General features: G+C 67.8%; 11 protein-coding genes. 8 read left to right on the forward strand and 3 right to left on the reverse strand.

Translation table 11 applies throughout. The features are described from left to right. Window positions 1-178 precede the first annotated feature (178 nt). From GX414_05290 to radA, 6 genes are all read left to right on the forward strand, one after another. On the forward strand, window positions 179-1,915 hold the full coding sequence (locus tag GX414_05290; protein NLI46503.1) for a glutamine--tRNA ligase/YqeY domain fusion protein: 1,737 nt from the start codon (window positions 179-181) through the stop codon (window positions 1,913-1,915). A 223-nt stretch (window positions 1,916-2,138) separates the two neighbouring features. After that, window positions 2,139-3,608, forward strand: a complete 1,470-nt coding sequence (locus tag GX414_05295) for a glutamate--tRNA ligase (protein NLI46504.1) — start codon at window positions 2,139-2,141, stop codon at window positions 3,606-3,608. Between the two features lie 199 nt (window positions 3,609-3,807). Then, window positions 3,808-4,539, forward strand: coding sequence for a class I SAM-dependent methyltransferase (locus tag GX414_05300; protein NLI46505.1), 732 nt, complete (start codon window positions 3,808-3,810; stop codon window positions 4,537-4,539). Next, entirely contained in the window at window positions 4,536-5,717 is a 1,182-nt protein-coding gene (locus GX414_05305; protein ID NLI46506.1) for a glycosyltransferase family 2 protein, read from the forward strand. The genes GX414_05300 and GX414_05305 overlap by 4 nt, the downstream gene beginning before the upstream one ends. After that, window positions 5,714-7,255, forward strand: a complete 1,542-nt coding sequence (locus GX414_05310; GenBank protein ID NLI46507.1) for a hypothetical protein — start codon at window positions 5,714-5,716, stop codon at window positions 7,253-7,255. Before GX414_05305 ends, GX414_05310 begins: the two co-directional genes overlap by 4 nt. 49 nt (window positions 7,256-7,304) lie before the next feature. Then, on the forward strand, window positions 7,305-8,663 hold the full coding sequence (gene radA, locus GX414_05315) for a DNA repair protein RadA (protein ID NLI46508.1): 1,359 nt from the start codon (window positions 7,305-7,307) through the stop codon (window positions 8,661-8,663). Window positions 8,664-8,931: 268 nt separating this feature from the next. On the opposite strand, the gene GX414_05320 is transcribed toward radA, so the two are convergent. After that, window positions 8,932-9,291 carry a signal peptidase I gene (locus GX414_05320; protein NLI46509.1) on the reverse strand — a complete coding sequence of 120 codons (360 nt, stop codon included), beginning with the start codon at window positions 9,289-9,291 and terminating at the stop codon, window positions 8,932-8,934. A gap of 283 nt (window positions 9,292-9,574) precedes the next feature. Between GX414_05320 and GX414_05325 the strand changes: the two genes are divergently transcribed. Continuing rightward, on the forward strand, window positions 9,575-9,913 hold the full coding sequence (locus GX414_05325; protein NLI46510.1) for a diguanylate cyclase: 339 nt from the start codon (window positions 9,575-9,577) through the stop codon (window positions 9,911-9,913). Window positions 9,914-10,119: 206 nt separating this feature from the next. Here the strand turns inward: GX414_05325 and GX414_05330 are convergent, their stop codons facing one another. Further along, window positions 10,120-11,100: an esterase gene (locus GX414_05330; protein NLI46511.1), complete on the reverse strand. Its 981-nt coding sequence runs from the start codon at window positions 11,098-11,100 to the stop codon at window positions 10,120-10,122. A gap of 216 nt (window positions 11,101-11,316) precedes the next feature. Between GX414_05330 and GX414_05335 the strand changes: the two genes are divergently transcribed. Continuing rightward, window positions 11,317-13,746 carry a M6 family metalloprotease domain-containing protein gene (locus GX414_05335; GenBank protein ID NLI46512.1) on the forward strand — a complete coding sequence of 810 codons (2,430 nt, stop codon included), beginning with the start codon at window positions 11,317-11,319 and terminating at the stop codon, window positions 13,744-13,746. Window positions 13,747-13,934: 188 nt separating this feature from the next. Here the strand turns inward: GX414_05335 and GX414_05340 are convergent. Continuing rightward, on the reverse strand, window positions 13,935-15,135 hold a 1,201-nt coding region (locus GX414_05340; protein NLI46513.1), incomplete at its 5' end, for a tetratricopeptide repeat protein.

Raw genomic sequence — 15,135 nt, forward strand, 5'->3', positions numbered from 1 at the left:
CCTCTGAAAATGACAAATGAAAAATGTCAGCTGACCAATGACCAATGGACTTCTCTGTGACCGCTGTGGCGTCTGTGGTGAATATCCCCTGCCGCCGCCGGGCGCGAATGTGATACAATTTCCGGCCGTTGGGCGGCCCATGCCGCTCGGCCCCATCCCACAGCCAGGACAGCACGTCATGAACACCGGTGACTACAAGACCAATAAAGCAACCGGCGAACCCGCACCGGTTCCGGCGGCGGGCAACTTCATCGAGGAGATCATCCTCGAGGACCTGCGCACGGGCAAGAACGACGGCCGGGTCCACACCCGCTTCCCACCCGAGCCGAACGGTTACCTTCACATCGGCCACGCCAAGAGCATCTGCCTGAACTTCGGGCTCGCCCTCAAGTTCGGCGGCCAGTGCAACCTGCGCTTCGACGACACCAATCCCACCAAGGAAGACGTGGAGTACGTCGAGTCCATCCAGGAGGACATCCGCTGGCTCGGCTTCGATTGGGGGGACCGGCTCTTTTACGCCTCCGACTACTTCGAGCAGCTGTACCAGTGGGCCGAATTCCTGATCCAGAAAGGGAAGGCCTACGTCTGCGACCTTACCGCCGATGAGATCCGCGACGGCCGCGGCACCCTGACCCGGCCGGGCGAAGCAAGCAAGTACCGCGACCGCCCGGTGGCGGAGAACCTCGACCTGTTCCGCCGCATGCGCGCCGGCGAGTTCCCCGACGGCACCCGGGTGCTCCGGGCCCGGATCGACATGAGCTCGCCGAACCTGAACCTGCGCGACCCGGTGCTGTACCGCATCCTGCACCGCGACCACCACCGCACTGGCGGCGCCTGGTGCATCTATCCCATGTACGACTTCGCCCATGGCCAGTCGGACGCCATCGAGGGGATCACCCACTCCATCTGCACGCTGGAGTTCGAGGACCACCGACCGCTGTACGACTGGTTCGTCGAGGAACTGGAGCTGCCCCACCGGCCCCGGCAGTACGAATTCGCCCGGCTGAACATGACCTACACGGTGATGAGCAAGCGCAAACTGCTGCGCCTCGTGACCGAGGGGCGCGTCAGCGGCTGGGACGACCCGCGCATGCCCACCATCGCCGGGATGCGCCGGCGCGGCTTCACTCCGGCGGCCATCCGGAATTTCTGCGAGCGGATCGGCGTGGCCAAGAAAAACTCCACGGTGGATTATGCGCTGCTGGAGCACTGCCTCCGCGAGGACCTGGAGCAGCACGCGCCGCGGGTCATGGCGGTGCTGCGGCCTCTGAAGGTGGTGATCGAGAATTACCCCGAAGGGCAGGTGGAGTGGCTCGATGCGGACAACAATCCGAACGTCCCGACCGCCGGCACACGCAAAGTGCCGTTTGCCCGCGAGCTCTATATCGAGCAGGACGACTTCCGCGAGGACCCGCCGAAGAAGTACTTCCGGCTCTACCCGGGCAACGAGGTGCGCCTCAAGCACGCCTACTACATCCGCTGCGAGCGGGTGGTCAAGGACCCGGCCACCGGCGCGATCAGCGAACTGCGGTGCACCTACGACCCGGCCTCGCGCGGTGGAGCCACCCCCGACGGCCGGACCGTCCGCGGCACGCTCCACTGGGTGTCGGCGGCGCACGCCGTGCGCGCCGAGGTCCGGCTCTACGACCAGCTCTTCGCCGTGGAGAATCCCGACGACGTGCCCGAGGGGCAGGACTTCACGGTGAACCTGAACCCGCACTCCCTGGAAGTGATCCCCGACGCGCGGGTGGAGCCGGGCCTGGCCGCGGCGGCCCCCGGGAGCCGGTTCCAGTTCCTGCGTCAAGGTTACTTCTGCACCGACCCGGATACGTCGCCGGAGCGCCCGGTGTTCAACCGCACTGTGACGCTGAAGGACTCCTGGGCCAAGATCGAGAAGAAGCAAACGGATTCATGAACGGATCCACCACAGAGGCACAGAGGGCGCAAAGGACACAGAAACGCAGAGACAGCAAAGGATTCATTGAGTGTTTCATTGATCATTTGTCATCGGTCGTTTGTCAGTGATCATTTTAAACAACACGAAATGACAAATGAAAATTGTCAAATGACCAATGATCAGTAATTAATAAAGTTCTTCGTGATCTGTGTGTCTCTGTGGTGACTATGAAAGGAGCAACATGAGCGTTCGCGTCCGATTCGCGCCGTCCCCCACCGGCAACCTCCATGTGGGCAGCGCCCGTACCGCCATCTTCAACTGGCTCTTCGCACGCCACCACGGCGGCACCTTCGTCTTGCGCATCGAGGATACCGACCAAGAGCGCAACCGCCCCGAGTACACCCGCTCCATCCTCGACGGCATGCGCTGGCTGGGTCTGGACTGGGACGAAGGCCCCGAGGCCGGCGGCGACCACGGTCCGTACTTTCAGTCGGAACGCCTGCCGCTGTACCGCGAGGCGCTGGCGCGGCTGCGGCGCGAGGGGCGCGCCTACCCGTGCTTCTGCTCCCCCGAGCGCCTTGAGGCGGTGCGCCAGGAGCAGCTCGCCGCCAAGGCGAACCCCCGCTACGACGGCACCTGTCGCTCCTTGAGCGCGGCCGAGGCTCAGGCCCGCATCGACGCCGGCGAGCGCTACGCGCTGCGCATCCGCATCGAGCACGACGAGCCGGTCACCTGGGAGGACCGCGGCAAGGGGACCATCACCTTCGCCCCCGAGATGCTCGACGACCTGGTGATCGCCAAGAGCGACGGATTCCCCACCTACAACTTCGCCGTGGTTGTGGACGACGTCGGGATGGCGATCACCCACGTCATCCGCGGCGAGGACCACATCTCCAACACACCAAAGCAGATCCTGATCTACCGGGCGCTGGGCGCGCCGCTGCCGGAATTCGCCCACATCCCCATGATCCTTGGCGCCGACCGTTCCAAGATGAGCAAGCGCCACGGCGCCACCAGCGTCGTGGAGTACGAGAAGGCCGGCTTCCTCGCCGAGGCGTTCTTCAACTTCATGACGCTGCTGGGTTGGTCGCCTCCCGACGACTCTCGCGAGATCTACAGCCAGCAGGAGCTGGTGCGCCTGTTCACGCTGGACCGCGTCGTGGCCCATGGCGCCATCTTCGACGCCGAGAAGCTGAAGTGGATGAACCTCCAGTACATCAAGGCGCTCCCACCCGACGACCTGTACCGGCGCTCGATGCCGTTTCTGGAGGCGATCCCCGGCTTCCCCGGTCCCTACGGCCCAGCGGCGCTCCGGGAACTGGTCGGCCTGTTCCGCGAGCGGATGAATACGCTCGCCGAGATCACCCGCCACGCCGAGTACTTCTTCCAGGAGCCCGAGGCATACGACGAGAAGGGGCTGAAGAACGCCCTCAAGACGCCGGACCTGCCGGCGGTGGGTGATGCGCTGGCCGCCCGGCTGGCCACTGTGGAGCCCTTCACCCACGACCCCATCGAGGCGGCGGTCCGCGCCGTGGCCGAGGGGCGCGGGATCGGGGCGGGGAAAGTGATCCACCCGGCGCGCCTGGCCCTGAGCGGCCGCACCGAAGGGCCGGGCCTGTTCGAGCTGATGGCCGTGCTGGGACGCGACCGCTGTGTGGCGCGCCTCCGGGCGTTTCTCGACCGCCGGCCGTGGGAATCGATCCAAAGTTGAGAGGGGATGGCTGTATCGAGCGGAAGGTTTGAAAGTTCACAGGTTCACAGGTTCACAGGTTCCGGAATAGTTGATGGCTGGTGTTGCCAGCTGATAGATGTTCGTTGTTCGCTGATCGCAACAAATCGTTTGGCGGAAGCCGGCGGCTCCGCTAGAATCAATCCGGCCGATCAATCCATCAGGTGAGCGTGCTCACGCCATGCGCCAGCTGCCACAGACAGCCGAGCCCGACCCGTTCACCGACCGTTATGAGGCGGACCTGTGCCGGGGCATCGGCCTGTCGGGCGAGTCCCGGGAGTTCTTCGCCCGCGGGCGCCTGGGTTGGCTGGCCGTCTGCCTGCGGGCCCGGGCGCACGCCGCGGAACGGTTTCTGGACTACGGCTGCGGGACCGGTCTGGCGGCGGCGCTGGTCCGCGAACTTCTGGCAGTGCGGGAGTACGTCGGCGTGGACGTGTCCGCCGAGGCGCTTGCCGCCGCCCGGGAGCGGCACGGCGGTTCCGCAGTCTCGTTCATCGAGATCGGTTGCTTCCAGCCGGCAGGGGACTTCGACGTCGTCTACTGCAACGGCGTGTTCCACCATGTGCCGCCCGGCGAGCGCCCGGCGGCGGTCCGGGCGATCCGGAACGCCCTCCGGCCGGGCGGGCTGTTCGCGCTGTGGGAAAACAACCCGTGGAGCCTGTCCGCCCGCTGGGTGATGGCCCGCATCCCCTTCGACCGGGAGGCGCGGATGGTCTACCCGGCGGCGGCGCGGCGACTGCTGCGCGCGGCCGGGCTCGAGATCGTGTCGACGCACTACCTCTTCATCTTTCCCCGGTTCCTGTCGGCTGCCCGGCGGCTGGAACGGACACTGTCCCGCTGGCCCCTGGGGGCACAGTACCAGGTGCTGGCCCGGCGGCCCGCCGATGAATCCCGCGCCGGAGGGGCGGCATGACCACCGGCACTACCGCCGGCGCGGCGGCATTCGACGTGACCGTGGTGATGCCCTGCCTGAACGAGGCGGACACGCTGGCCGCCTGTATCCGCAAGGCGCAGGCCGGCCTGGCTGCGGCCGGCGTCCGGGGCGAGATCGTCGTGGCGGACAACGGCAGCACCGACGGTTCGCCCGACATCGCCCGCGGCCTCGGCGCACGGGTCGTCCCGGTGGCCCAGCGGGGATACGGCATGGCCCTGATGAAAGGGATCGAGGCGGCCGGCGGACTTTTCATCATCATGGGCGACGCGGACGACAGCTACGACTTCACCGAGATCCCGCGCTTCGTCGAGGCATGGCGGGCGGGCGCGGAACTGGTCCAGGGCTGCCGCCTGCCCGGCGGCGGCGGCCGCGTGCTGCCCGGCGCCATGCCCTGGTCCCATCGGTGGATCGGCAACCCCCTCTTCACCCGGCTGGCCCGGTGGTGGTTCCGCTCGCCCATCCATGACGTGTACTGCGGGCTCCGGGGTTTCACCCCCGAGCTGTACCGGCGGCTGGATCTGCGCTGCGCCGGTATGGAGTACGCCACGGAGATGATCATCAAGGCGAGCCTGCTGGGCGCCCGCGTCGCCGAGGTGCCCATCACCCTGCATCCCGACGGCCGGAAGTCCCACAAGCCGCACCTGCGCACCCTGCGCGACGGCTGGCGCACCCTGCGGTTCCTGCTGCTGTTCTCACCGCGGTGGTTGTTCCGGGTGCCCGGCTGGTGCCTGATCGCCCTGGGTGCGGCCGGCTACACGGTGGCGCTGCCGGGCCTGCGGGTGCGCGGCGTCACCTTCGACGCCCACACGCTGCTCTTCGCCAGCCTCTGGATCATCTGCGGCTTCCAGTCGCTGCTGTTCGGGACGTTCGCCCGGATATACGGCCGGATCATCGGCCTGCTGCCCGGCGAACCGCCGGCGGCCGGCCGCCGGACCCGGACCCTGGAACGCGGCCTCCTGCTGAGTTCCGCCGCCGTGATGGCGGGCGTCCTGCTGCTGGGGTGGGCCATGCTGTACTGGTGGGAGACGGGCCTGGGGGCCCTGGACTACGCGAAGACCATGCGCTGGGTCATTCCCGGCTCGACGCTCACCGTGCTGGGATTTCAGGGCATCCTGGCGTCTTTTTTCATTGGTGTGCTGGAGTTGAAGCACCGATGAGCGCCCCGCCCGACTCCGCGCAGAAATCCGGAATCGCAGGATGGCAGCTCGCCGCGGTGGCGGTCGCCACCGCCGCGCTGACCGGGTGGGTGTGGAGCGCCTGGGCGCCGGCGCCCATCGTGGCGGACGAGGTCGCCTACCTGCTGCAGGCCGGGATCTTTGCCGACGGTCGGGTGACCGCGCCGGCGCGGCCCCTGCCCATGTTCTTCGAGCAGATCCACATCTTCTCGTCGCCGGCGGTGTTCGCCAAGTACTTTCCGGGGCACCCGCTGCTCCTGGCCGTCGGCGTCCTCGCGGGCGTGCCGGCGGCAATCCCCGTGCTGGCATCCGTGCTGACCGCGCTTCTGATCGTCCGTCTGGCCAGCCGGCTGGCGGGGCAGGCGGTCGCCTGGCTGGCCTGGCTCTGGTGGCTGGCCGCGCCAGGCGCTCTGAACTGGCGCGCCTCGTTTCTGTCCCAAACCACGGCGGGGGCGGCGGGATTGCTCGCCGGCTGGTGGGTGCTGCGCTGGGTCGACGAGGGCCGCCGCCGGCATCTGATCGGCGCCCTGACGGTGCTGGGCGCGCTGGTCCTTATCCGCCCACTGGTGGCCGTCAGCTTCGGCGTGCCGCTGGTCGCCGTGGTGGCGTGGCGGCTGTGGCGGCGGCGGCTCTGGCGGCAGTGCATTTGGGCGGTGACCGCCGCCGCGGTGATCGTCGCCGGCATCCCCTTGTGGAATCACCTGACCTTGGGCCGTTGGCTCCAGTCCCCCTACGAGGAGTACTCCCGACGTTACATGCCGGCGGAGTTCTTCGGCTTCGGCCTGACCTCGCAATCGCCGGCCGAGCCGCTTCCCGAGGATCTTCGGGCCGGCATCCGGGACTGGGAGGCCGTACACCGGGAACATGTCCCCGACGCACTGCCCGGCATCCTGCTGGCACGGGCGGACGCGGTGGCCCGCGACGTCTGGGGGGCGTGGCGCGGCCGGTGGCTCGGCCTGCTGGTCCTGCCCGGCGGGATCGGTCTGGGCGCAACCGCCGGTGTGGCCGCCGCCGTCGTGCTCGGCCAGGTCGGGATCTTTGCCTGCTACGCCCACCCGTGGTTCTGGACGTTGTACTACGCAGAGCTCTTTCCGATCCTCTGCTTCCTCAGCGTGCGCGGACTGGATTGGGTGCTGAAAGTGGGCGTGCGGCGGGGCTGGTACCGCGCCACCCGGGCGGCGGGCGCCCTGGCGGTGATCGGCGTGGCGGTGGCGCTGGCGCAGGGGCCGGCGATCCTGGGCGTCCGGCAGGCCAAGCAGGCGGGCATGCAGCCGTGGCGGCATTTTCAGGACCAGCTGGCCGGCGTGCGCGAGCCGCGTGCGGTCGTGTTCGTGCGGCGCTCGCCGGCGGTGAGCCACCACATCAGCCTGGTCCGGAACGGTCCCTTTATGGACCGCGAGCGGATCTGGGTGGCTTACGACCGGGGAGCAGAGAACCGACAGTTGCTGGCTGCGGCGCCGGACCGGGCGCCCTACGTCTATCTGGAAGACACGGGGATGCTGCTCCGGATGAACCGGTGACGGGCCGGCGCGGGATCCCGAGACGAGGAGACACGCGGTGACCAAGAAGATCGGCACGGAGTACGTCTGCCAGAGCTGCGGTCATCGCAGCGCCAAGTGGCTGGGCCGCTGCCCGGGCTGCGGGGCATGGGAGAGCCTTGTGGAGGAGCCGGCGCCGGCCGCGGCCGGCCGCCGCGGCGGGATGGCGCCAGCCGGGCGGGGCGACGGCAGTCCGCGCCGGTTCGACGAGATCGAGAGCCAGGACGGCGTGCGCGAGCCGTCGGGCCTGCCCGAGTTCGACCGGGTGCTGGGCGGCGGCATCGTGCCCGGCTCGCTGGTGCTCATTGGCGGAGAGCCCGGGGTGGGCAAGTCCACCCTGCTGCTGCAGATCGCCGCCGCGCTGGCGGCGGCGGGGCGCCCGGTGCTGTACGTCTCGGGCGAGGAGTCGGACCGCCAGATCAAGCTGCGGGGCGAGCGGCTGGGCGTGGCCGCCCCGGAGCTGTTCGTCATGGCCGAAACCGCCCTGGAGCGGATCGAGCAGGAAACGGTCCGGATGGCTCCGGCCGCGCTCATCGTGGATTCGATCCAGACGGTCTACACGGCGGCGCTGGAGTCGGCCCCGGGGAGCATCGGCCAGGTCCGCGAATGCGCCGCCCGCTGCCTGACCCTGGCGAAGTCCCACGGGATCCCGGTGTTCCTCATCGGCCACATCACCAAGGAGGGCGCCATCGCCGGCCCCAAGGCGCTGGAGCACATCGTGGACACGGTGCTCTACTTCGAGGGGGAGCGCCACCTGCACCACCGCGTCGTCCGCGCGGTGAAGAACCGCTTTGGCGCCGCCAGCGAGGTGGCGCTCTTTGAGATGACCGGCCGGGGATTGCTCGCGGTGGCCAACCCGTCGGCGTTCTTCCTGGCCGGCCGCCATCCGGGGCAGGCGGGCACGGCGGTGATCGCCGCCATCGAGGGGTCGCGCCCGTTGCTGGTGGAGGCCCAGGCGCTGGTGAGCGTCTCCAATTTCAGCGCCGGGCGGCGGATGACCCAGGGATTCGACCGCAACCGCCTGGGACTGCTGCTGGCCATGATGGAACGGGTGACCGGCCTGAATGTGCTGGGCGCCGACGTCTACCTGAACATCACCGGTGGCATCGCCGTGGAGGAGCCGGCGGCCGACCTGGGCGCGGTGGCCGCAGTGGCCAGTTCGCTCCGCAACCGGCCGCTGCCGCTGGACGCGGTGCTGGTGGGGGAGGTGGGCCTCGGCGGCGAGATCCGGGCGGTGCCCCAAGCGGCGGCCCGGATCAAGGAGGCCCAGGCCATGGGCTTCGCCCGCTGCTACCTGCCCGAGGGAAACCTGCCGGTCCCCGAGGCGCCGAAAGGAGTTGAGATCGTCGGCGTATCCGGGGTGAACGCACTGCTGGACGTGTTGTTCTGAGATTCGGACATCGGAAATCGGACTTCGGACTTCGGACTTGGGACTTAGGCCCTTGGCCCTGGGTTCGAGGTTCCAGAACTTAATCCCACACGCATCCGTTCACCCTTTTCCCATTCACCCTTCCCCCACTCGAATCCCACTCGCCGGCGACCCAAGAGCGAACCGGCCGCCCGTGGAGGGCGGCCGGTGGGCTGAAGATAGCTAAAAGGCGGGGACCAGTGGGTCCCCGTCTGTCAGGATCAGGTGAGACGGCTCAATGCTGCGGATGCTACGCGCGCACGGCCGGGCCGCGGTACGTGGCGCTGCCGAACGCCAGCATCGGGTAGAAAATGAACGGCAGGATGATCATGCCGATGGCGAAACCGATCTCCTTGCCGAACGATTTGGCCAGGTCCAGGGTGAGCATGATGGCGGCCACGATGTTGACGCAGGGGATGAGCAGCAGCACGATCCACCACAGCGGCCGGCCCACGATTTCCAGCAGCACGATGATGTTGTAAATCGGGACGATCGCGGCCCAGCCGGGCTTGCCCGCCTTGACGAAGATCTTCCACAAGCTGGCGATGATCAGGACGATGAGCGCGGCGTAGATCACGAAGAACACGCAGCCGAATCCGGCTCCGAGCATGCCCGCGACATCTTCTTCAGACTGCAACAACACCAGATACGGAGCGATCGATGGGGACATACCGACCTCCTTGTGAGTGAGTATCAACTCATATGGTCTTTATCGAAATCGTTAGTTGGATTTTAACCGGTTCTCCGGACCTGTCAAGGGGATTGTCAGCGAAGTTGATTGACCAGTGATGACCGGACCGGCCCCCGGCGACACCCTTATGCCGAATGGCTGGAAAATCGGTGCGGCACATGGCAAAATCATGAGTTGTATAATCTGGCGGGCAGGAGTTTCCATGGACATCGACTGGGCGCGTGAATTCCGCGGGGCGGTCACGGTCACCGACACGGCCGGGACGATCCTCTATATGAATGACCGGGCGGCGGCCGTGTTCGCCGCCGAAGGCGGGGCGGCGCTGGTAGGCGCCAACGTGCTGGACTGCCACCCGGAGCCGTCGCGCACCATGCTCGCCGAGATGCTGCGGACGGAGCGCCCCAACATCTACACCATCGAGAAGAAGGGTGTCCGAAAGCTGATCCACCAGTCGCCGTGGTACCGCGACGGCCGCTACGCCGGCTTCGTGGAGCTGTCGCTGGAACTCCCCGCCGAGATGCCCCACTTCGTGAGGGGATGAAGTTTGCGGTAGAAGCGGTGAACCAGCAATTCTATCAGGATGTAATGCTCCGGTATACGTGCCAGGTTGTCTGTTATGGATCCAACTCCGAAATAGTCTAACTGATTTGGAGTATGGTCCGATCAGGTCAAAGAATCCGCTGTCCGCTTTCCCCGGTTTTCCGGATGATTCTGATTACAGATAAAATGGAAACGGCCCTAGAGAAATCAGTCGGCATCACCGGCTGGCCGGCGGTATCGGCACAGAAATGCCCAGATGCAGGAAGCGGCGTCAAATTCCCGCGTGGCCGGACCGAGCACCCAGGCCGGGGGCGGCACCTGTCCGCCCGGCCAGCCGTGGCCGCCGCCCTCCACCACAACCAGGATTACCTGCGCTGTGGCTGCGCCGCGCGCGCGGAAGGTCTCGGTTCTCACCCGGGTGCCGTCGTCGTGCCGGTCGGGTAACTCCGCGGACACCGGTGTCGGATCGGCACCACCCGCCCGGGACCACCACCGCGCCGTTTCGGGCGCCGGAAGCACTCGGCCGCCGTTCGGGCTGTTGACTTCACCGCCAGTCCAGGGGACCACCGGATCCTCCGTGCCGTGGATCAGCAGCAGCGGCGGCGGAAGCCCGGCCGGCCGGCGCGCGACCAGCCGTTCCGGCAACCCGGCGCCGACGCTCGCCCCGGCGGCCAGCAGGTTCGGCGCCTCCAGGGCCAGCCGCTGGACCATCATCCCGCCGTTGGAATAGCCGGCGGCGTACACCCGCGCCGAATCCACGGCGGTGTCCGTCTTCAGGCGATCGACCAGCCGGTGGATGAAGCCCACGTCGTCGGCACCGGCGCGCTCGGCTGGGGTGGCACCGCGGCCATCGGCCCAGGTGCGCGCCATGCCGTCGGGGAAGGCGACGACGAGACCGGCCTGGTCGGCCAGGGTGTCGAACCCGGAGACGGCCGCCATCTCCGCACCCGAGCCGCCGCTGCCGTGGAGAACGACCAGCAGCGGAGCCGGGCCGTCCGCGGCCGCCCGGCCCCGGCGCCACAGAAAGGTCCGCTCGCGTCCCTGCCACTCCAGCGATCCGGACTGCAGGCTGACCGGCGGCTCCGGTGCGGCTGCCGGCGGCGTCTCGCGACAGCCGGCGACGAACCCGACGGCCGATCCGACGAGGAACCAGGCCGCCAAACGGCAAAGCTGAAGGGTGCGGCTCATGATCTCATTCTAACCGGTGCCGGGGATCCGTGTCGATGCGTGATCCGGACGGCGTGGGCGGAGCGTCTGTCTCTTCGGGGAGCGGACGTGCTTTCCGCACTCGGACCGGATTTTCTCTTGACAAGTCCGTGACAATCACGATGATGGCAATTTAACGTTCGGTCGCCCGTATTTGAAGAACCACCTGTAGTCCCATATGTTACTGGAGAACCGCACATGATTCTGAAAACCCGTTCCCTTGCCGTAATCCCCGCTTTGATGCTTCTGGCCTCGGTCTGGCTCGCCGCGCTGGAGCCGCCGACTCCCGAGCAGATCGCCCAGTACCGCGCCGACGGCACCCTGGCCCAGCGGATCGCTGCGGCCCGGGCGCTCGGCAACCACCAGGTCGCGCCCCGCCTGGTGGAGCGCGCCCGGTACAAGCTGGAGCGCCTGCAGAAGGGCGGCGCGGACGGCGACGAGCCCATGGCGCCGCCGCTGGGCTGGCGGGGCATGCCCACCACGGGCACGGTGCGGGTGTTGGCCCTGCTGATCGCGTTTCAGGACATGGCCCCGTCCACCGAGGCCAGCCGGATCCATGACCAGCTCTTCGGCGACGGTGTGGGCGGCTTCCCGTTGGAGAGCCTGCACAGTTACTACCATCGGTCCTCATACGGCCAGCTGGACATCCAGGGCAACGTCCTCGGCTGGTACACCACGCCGTATCCGCGGTCCGGTGTCGTCCAGACGGATGTCGGCCGGGAGAACCTGATCCGGGAGGCGCTGACCCATTACGACAACCAAGGCCATGATTTCAGCCAGTACGACAACGACGGCGACGGCACCATCGACTACCTGGTGGTCGTCTGGACCGGACCGCATGGCGCGTGGGCCAGCTTCTGGTGGGGCTACATGACCAACTACCAGAACTCCGGCTTCGTGCTGGACGGCAAGGTGCTGGACACATACTCCTGGCAGTGGGAGGCCTCCACTGTCGGCGACCTGTTCATGCCCAACGTGGTGATCCATGAGACGGGCCATGCCTTGGGTCTGCCCGATTTTTACGACTACGACGACGGCATCGGTCCCAGCGGCGGCGTCGGCGGGCTGGACATGATGGACGGCAACCAGGGGGACCACAATCCGTTCAGCAAATGGCTCCTCGACTGGGTCACCCCCACGGTGCTCGGCGGCGGCAGCCATGCAGTCTCGCTGGGCGGCACAGCCGCCACCGGCGACGCGCTGGTGATCATGCCGGGCGCCACGGCGGACGACCCGTTCTTCGAGTTCTTCATGGTGCAGAACCGGCAGCGGACGAACAACGACGCCCGCCTGTCCAGCGACGGCATGCTCATCTGGCACGTGGACGCCCGGCTCGATCCGTACGGTTTCAATTTCATCTACGACAACTCGTACACCGACCACAAGCTGCTGCGCCTCATGGAGGCGGACGGACTCGAGGAGATCGAGCAGGGCGGCTCCGCCGACACCGGCGATTACTTCAAGGCAGGTATGGCATTCGGTCCCGCGACATCACCCGACAGCGACCGATACGACGGTGTGCCCACCAACCTGGCGGTCACCGATATCTCCGCCCCCGGCGCCACGATGACGTGCAACGTGGCGTTCGACAACCAGGCGCCCACCCTGGGCGGCATCACGATCTGCGCCAACGCCAGTGAGACGATCATCGGCTGGGAGACCAGCGAATACACCGAAGCGGGCCTCCTCTACGGCCGCGATCTGGATCTGACCGGCGAGGCCTTTTCAATGAGCGCGGGCACGGTCCACAGCGTGGCGCTGCCGGGGCTGCAGCCGGGCGGCCTGTACATGTTTCAGGTGTTCTGCGCCGATCCCAGCGGCAATGTCGGCGAGTCCGATTATTACCATTTCATCGTGCCGGACAGCGCCGGCGTCGCGGAGCAAGTGTTCCAGGACGACCTGGAGTCGGGCGCTCCCGACTGGACCCGCTCGCCGAACGGCCAGGGACCCTGGTCGCTCGTCGAAAGCCAGTACGCCCGCTCGGCCGCCCACGCCTGGTTCAGCACCGACCCGGAAGGCGGCAAGGACGACCTGCTGCTTCCACCCGAACTGAATCTGGCGGGCGCGGCCTCGGCCACGTTGACTTTCTGGCATACCTACAGCTTTGAGACCGACTTCGACGGCGGCGTGGTGGAGATCTCCGTCGACGGCGGACAGACGTTCACCGACCTCGGCCCCGACATCGTCGCCGGCGGGTACACCGGTCTCATCAACCCGTCCACCCAGTCGCCCATCCGGGGACGGCAGGCCTGGACCGGCGGCACCCTCGGCACCATGACCCCGGTCATGGTGAGCCTGGACCGGTTCTGCGGCCGTCCGGCCCTGGTCCGCTTCCGGCTGGGATGCGACCTGTACGCCGGGGGACAGGGCTGGTACATCGACGACGTGGCGGTGAGCCGCGTCACCTGCGAGCCCGTTACACCCGTCGCGGGCTGGCCCGAGGCCACCGGCGATCTGAACGGCAATCAGCTGCTGGACGCCGGCGACCTGCTCCTGATGGCCGACTACCTGGCGGGGAATGTTCTGAACGTGCCGGCCGGCATATTCGCCGGCGATATGAACGGCGACCACCACATCACCGTAGCGGATGGGGTGATCCTTATCGGCCGCGTCATCGGGATCATGTAGCCGGTTCAGGGCCGATTCGCTTCTGAAATCGGTGCAGATGATTGATTGTTGAAGGTTCGTTGCGTTCGCAGATTCGTGAGTTCAACAGTTCACAAGCCCGAAACAGTTGACGGCTGATGGTCGGCCGTTTATCTCTGACGGCGGCTCCATCTCCCTGCTTCCGTCTCCCGACTCACCGAGTCACCGACTCACCGATCCGCTGATTCGCCCATGAGCCTGGTGGTTTGTTCGGCCAGACCACCCAGGCCGCGACGGACGGCCTCCGCCCGCAGCACCCGGAGTGTTCGTTCCGCGGCTGCCGCGTCGCCGCACCGGAGCTCGATCCGTCCCAGTACCCAGTCGCACTCGAGACCCAGTAGACGAAAACCCAGCCGGGCCAGCGCTGCACGTTGTTTCTCCAGATTGCGGCGGGCCGAGTCGCACCGGCCCCGGGCGGCCGCCAGCTCCGCCTCGGCCAATGCCACCTCGGCCTGTGCCGACGGCTGGAGATCCGACAGGCTGGACCGAATGTCCGCCAAACACTTGTCGGCGGCTGCGGCGTCGCCGCGCAGCAGAGCCGCGCGCGCCGACAGGGCCAGGGCGGTGGCTGCGCCGTCACCCCGGCCGTCGTCGCGAAACCCCGCCGCGGCGCGGGCGGCGGCAGCCTCGGCCGCATCCGGCCGGTTTTCGGACAGCTCCAGCCGGGCCAGCGTCAGGTGGATGGCCGGCACCTCGGTGTGCTCGCCGATCGCGGCTTCGATAGCCAGCGCCGCGGCCAGGTCGCGGCGGGCGTCGGCCGGCCGTCCGGCGAGGCGCGCGACGTCACCGCAGCCCAGGAGCGCCCACGCCTCGTAGCCGCGGTGGCCGATGGCCCGGCTCATGGCCAGCGCCTCCTCGTACCGTCGGGCCGCCGACACCGGATCGGCGCGGGTGACGTCCAGGTCGGCCAGGTTGCCCAGCGCCGCGATCACCTTGATCTTCTCGCCGGTCTCCTGCCAGGTGGCCAGCGCCGCCGCGTACATGCGCGCGGCCCCGTCCAGGTCGCCGGCGTCGCTCAGCAGGTTGGCCAGGTTGTTGCGGGTGTGAGCCAGGCTGCTGGCGGAGCCGACCGCCTCGAAGATCCGCAGGCACTCCTCGTACATCGCCCGGGCCTCGTCCCGCCGACCCTGCTGGTAAATGATTCCGGCGATGCTGCTCGTCACACGCGCCTGACTGGCGGTGGCGCCGGTCTCCTGGTAGACGGCGAGGGCTTCGCGCAATTTGGCGAGCGCCGCCTCGGCGTCGCCGTGATCCTGGAGGATCCACGCCTGGTAGTTGATGGCGGCGGCCCGCTCCCGTTCAAAACCGTTGGCGACGCTCAGCGCCTCAGCCTCCTGCAAGAACCGCTGGGCCTCCGCCAAATCGCCCCGA

The organism is Acidobacteriota bacterium, assembly GCA_012517875.1.
Taxonomy (GTDB): domain Bacteria; phylum Acidobacteriota; class JAAYUB01; order JAAYUB01; family JAAYUB01; genus JAAYUB01.

Excerpts from the sequence above, each read along its gene's own strand:
- GX414_05330 (NLI46511.1), bottom strand. The coding sequence starts at position 11,100 with ATGAGCCGCACCCTTCAGCTTTGCCGTTTGGCGGCCTGGTTCCTCGTC.
- GX414_05300 (NLI46505.1), top strand. The coding sequence starts at position 3,808 with ATGCGCCAGCTGCCACAGACAGCCGAGCCCGACCCGTTCACCGACCGT.
- GX414_05305 (NLI46506.1), top strand. The coding sequence starts at position 4,536 with ATGACCACCGGCACTACCGCCGGCGCGGCGGCATTCGACGTGACCGTG.
- GX414_05295 (NLI46504.1), top strand. The coding sequence starts at position 2,139 with ATGAGCGTTCGCGTCCGATTCGCGCCGTCCCCCACCGGCAACCTCCAT.
- GX414_05335 (NLI46512.1), top strand. The coding sequence starts at position 11,317 with ATGATTCTGAAAACCCGTTCCCTTGCCGTAATCCCCGCTTTGATGCTT.
- GX414_05320 (NLI46509.1), bottom strand. The coding sequence starts at position 9,291 with ATGCTCGGAGCCGGATTCGGCTGCGTGTTCTTCGTGATCTACGCCGCG.
- GX414_05325 (NLI46510.1), top strand. The coding sequence starts at position 9,575 with ATGGACATCGACTGGGCGCGTGAATTCCGCGGGGCGGTCACGGTCACC.
- GX414_05310 (NLI46507.1), top strand. The coding sequence starts at position 5,714 with ATGAGCGCCCCGCCCGACTCCGCGCAGAAATCCGGAATCGCAGGATGG.
- GX414_05290 (NLI46503.1), top strand. The coding sequence starts at position 179 with ATGAACACCGGTGACTACAAGACCAATAAAGCAACCGGCGAACCCGCA.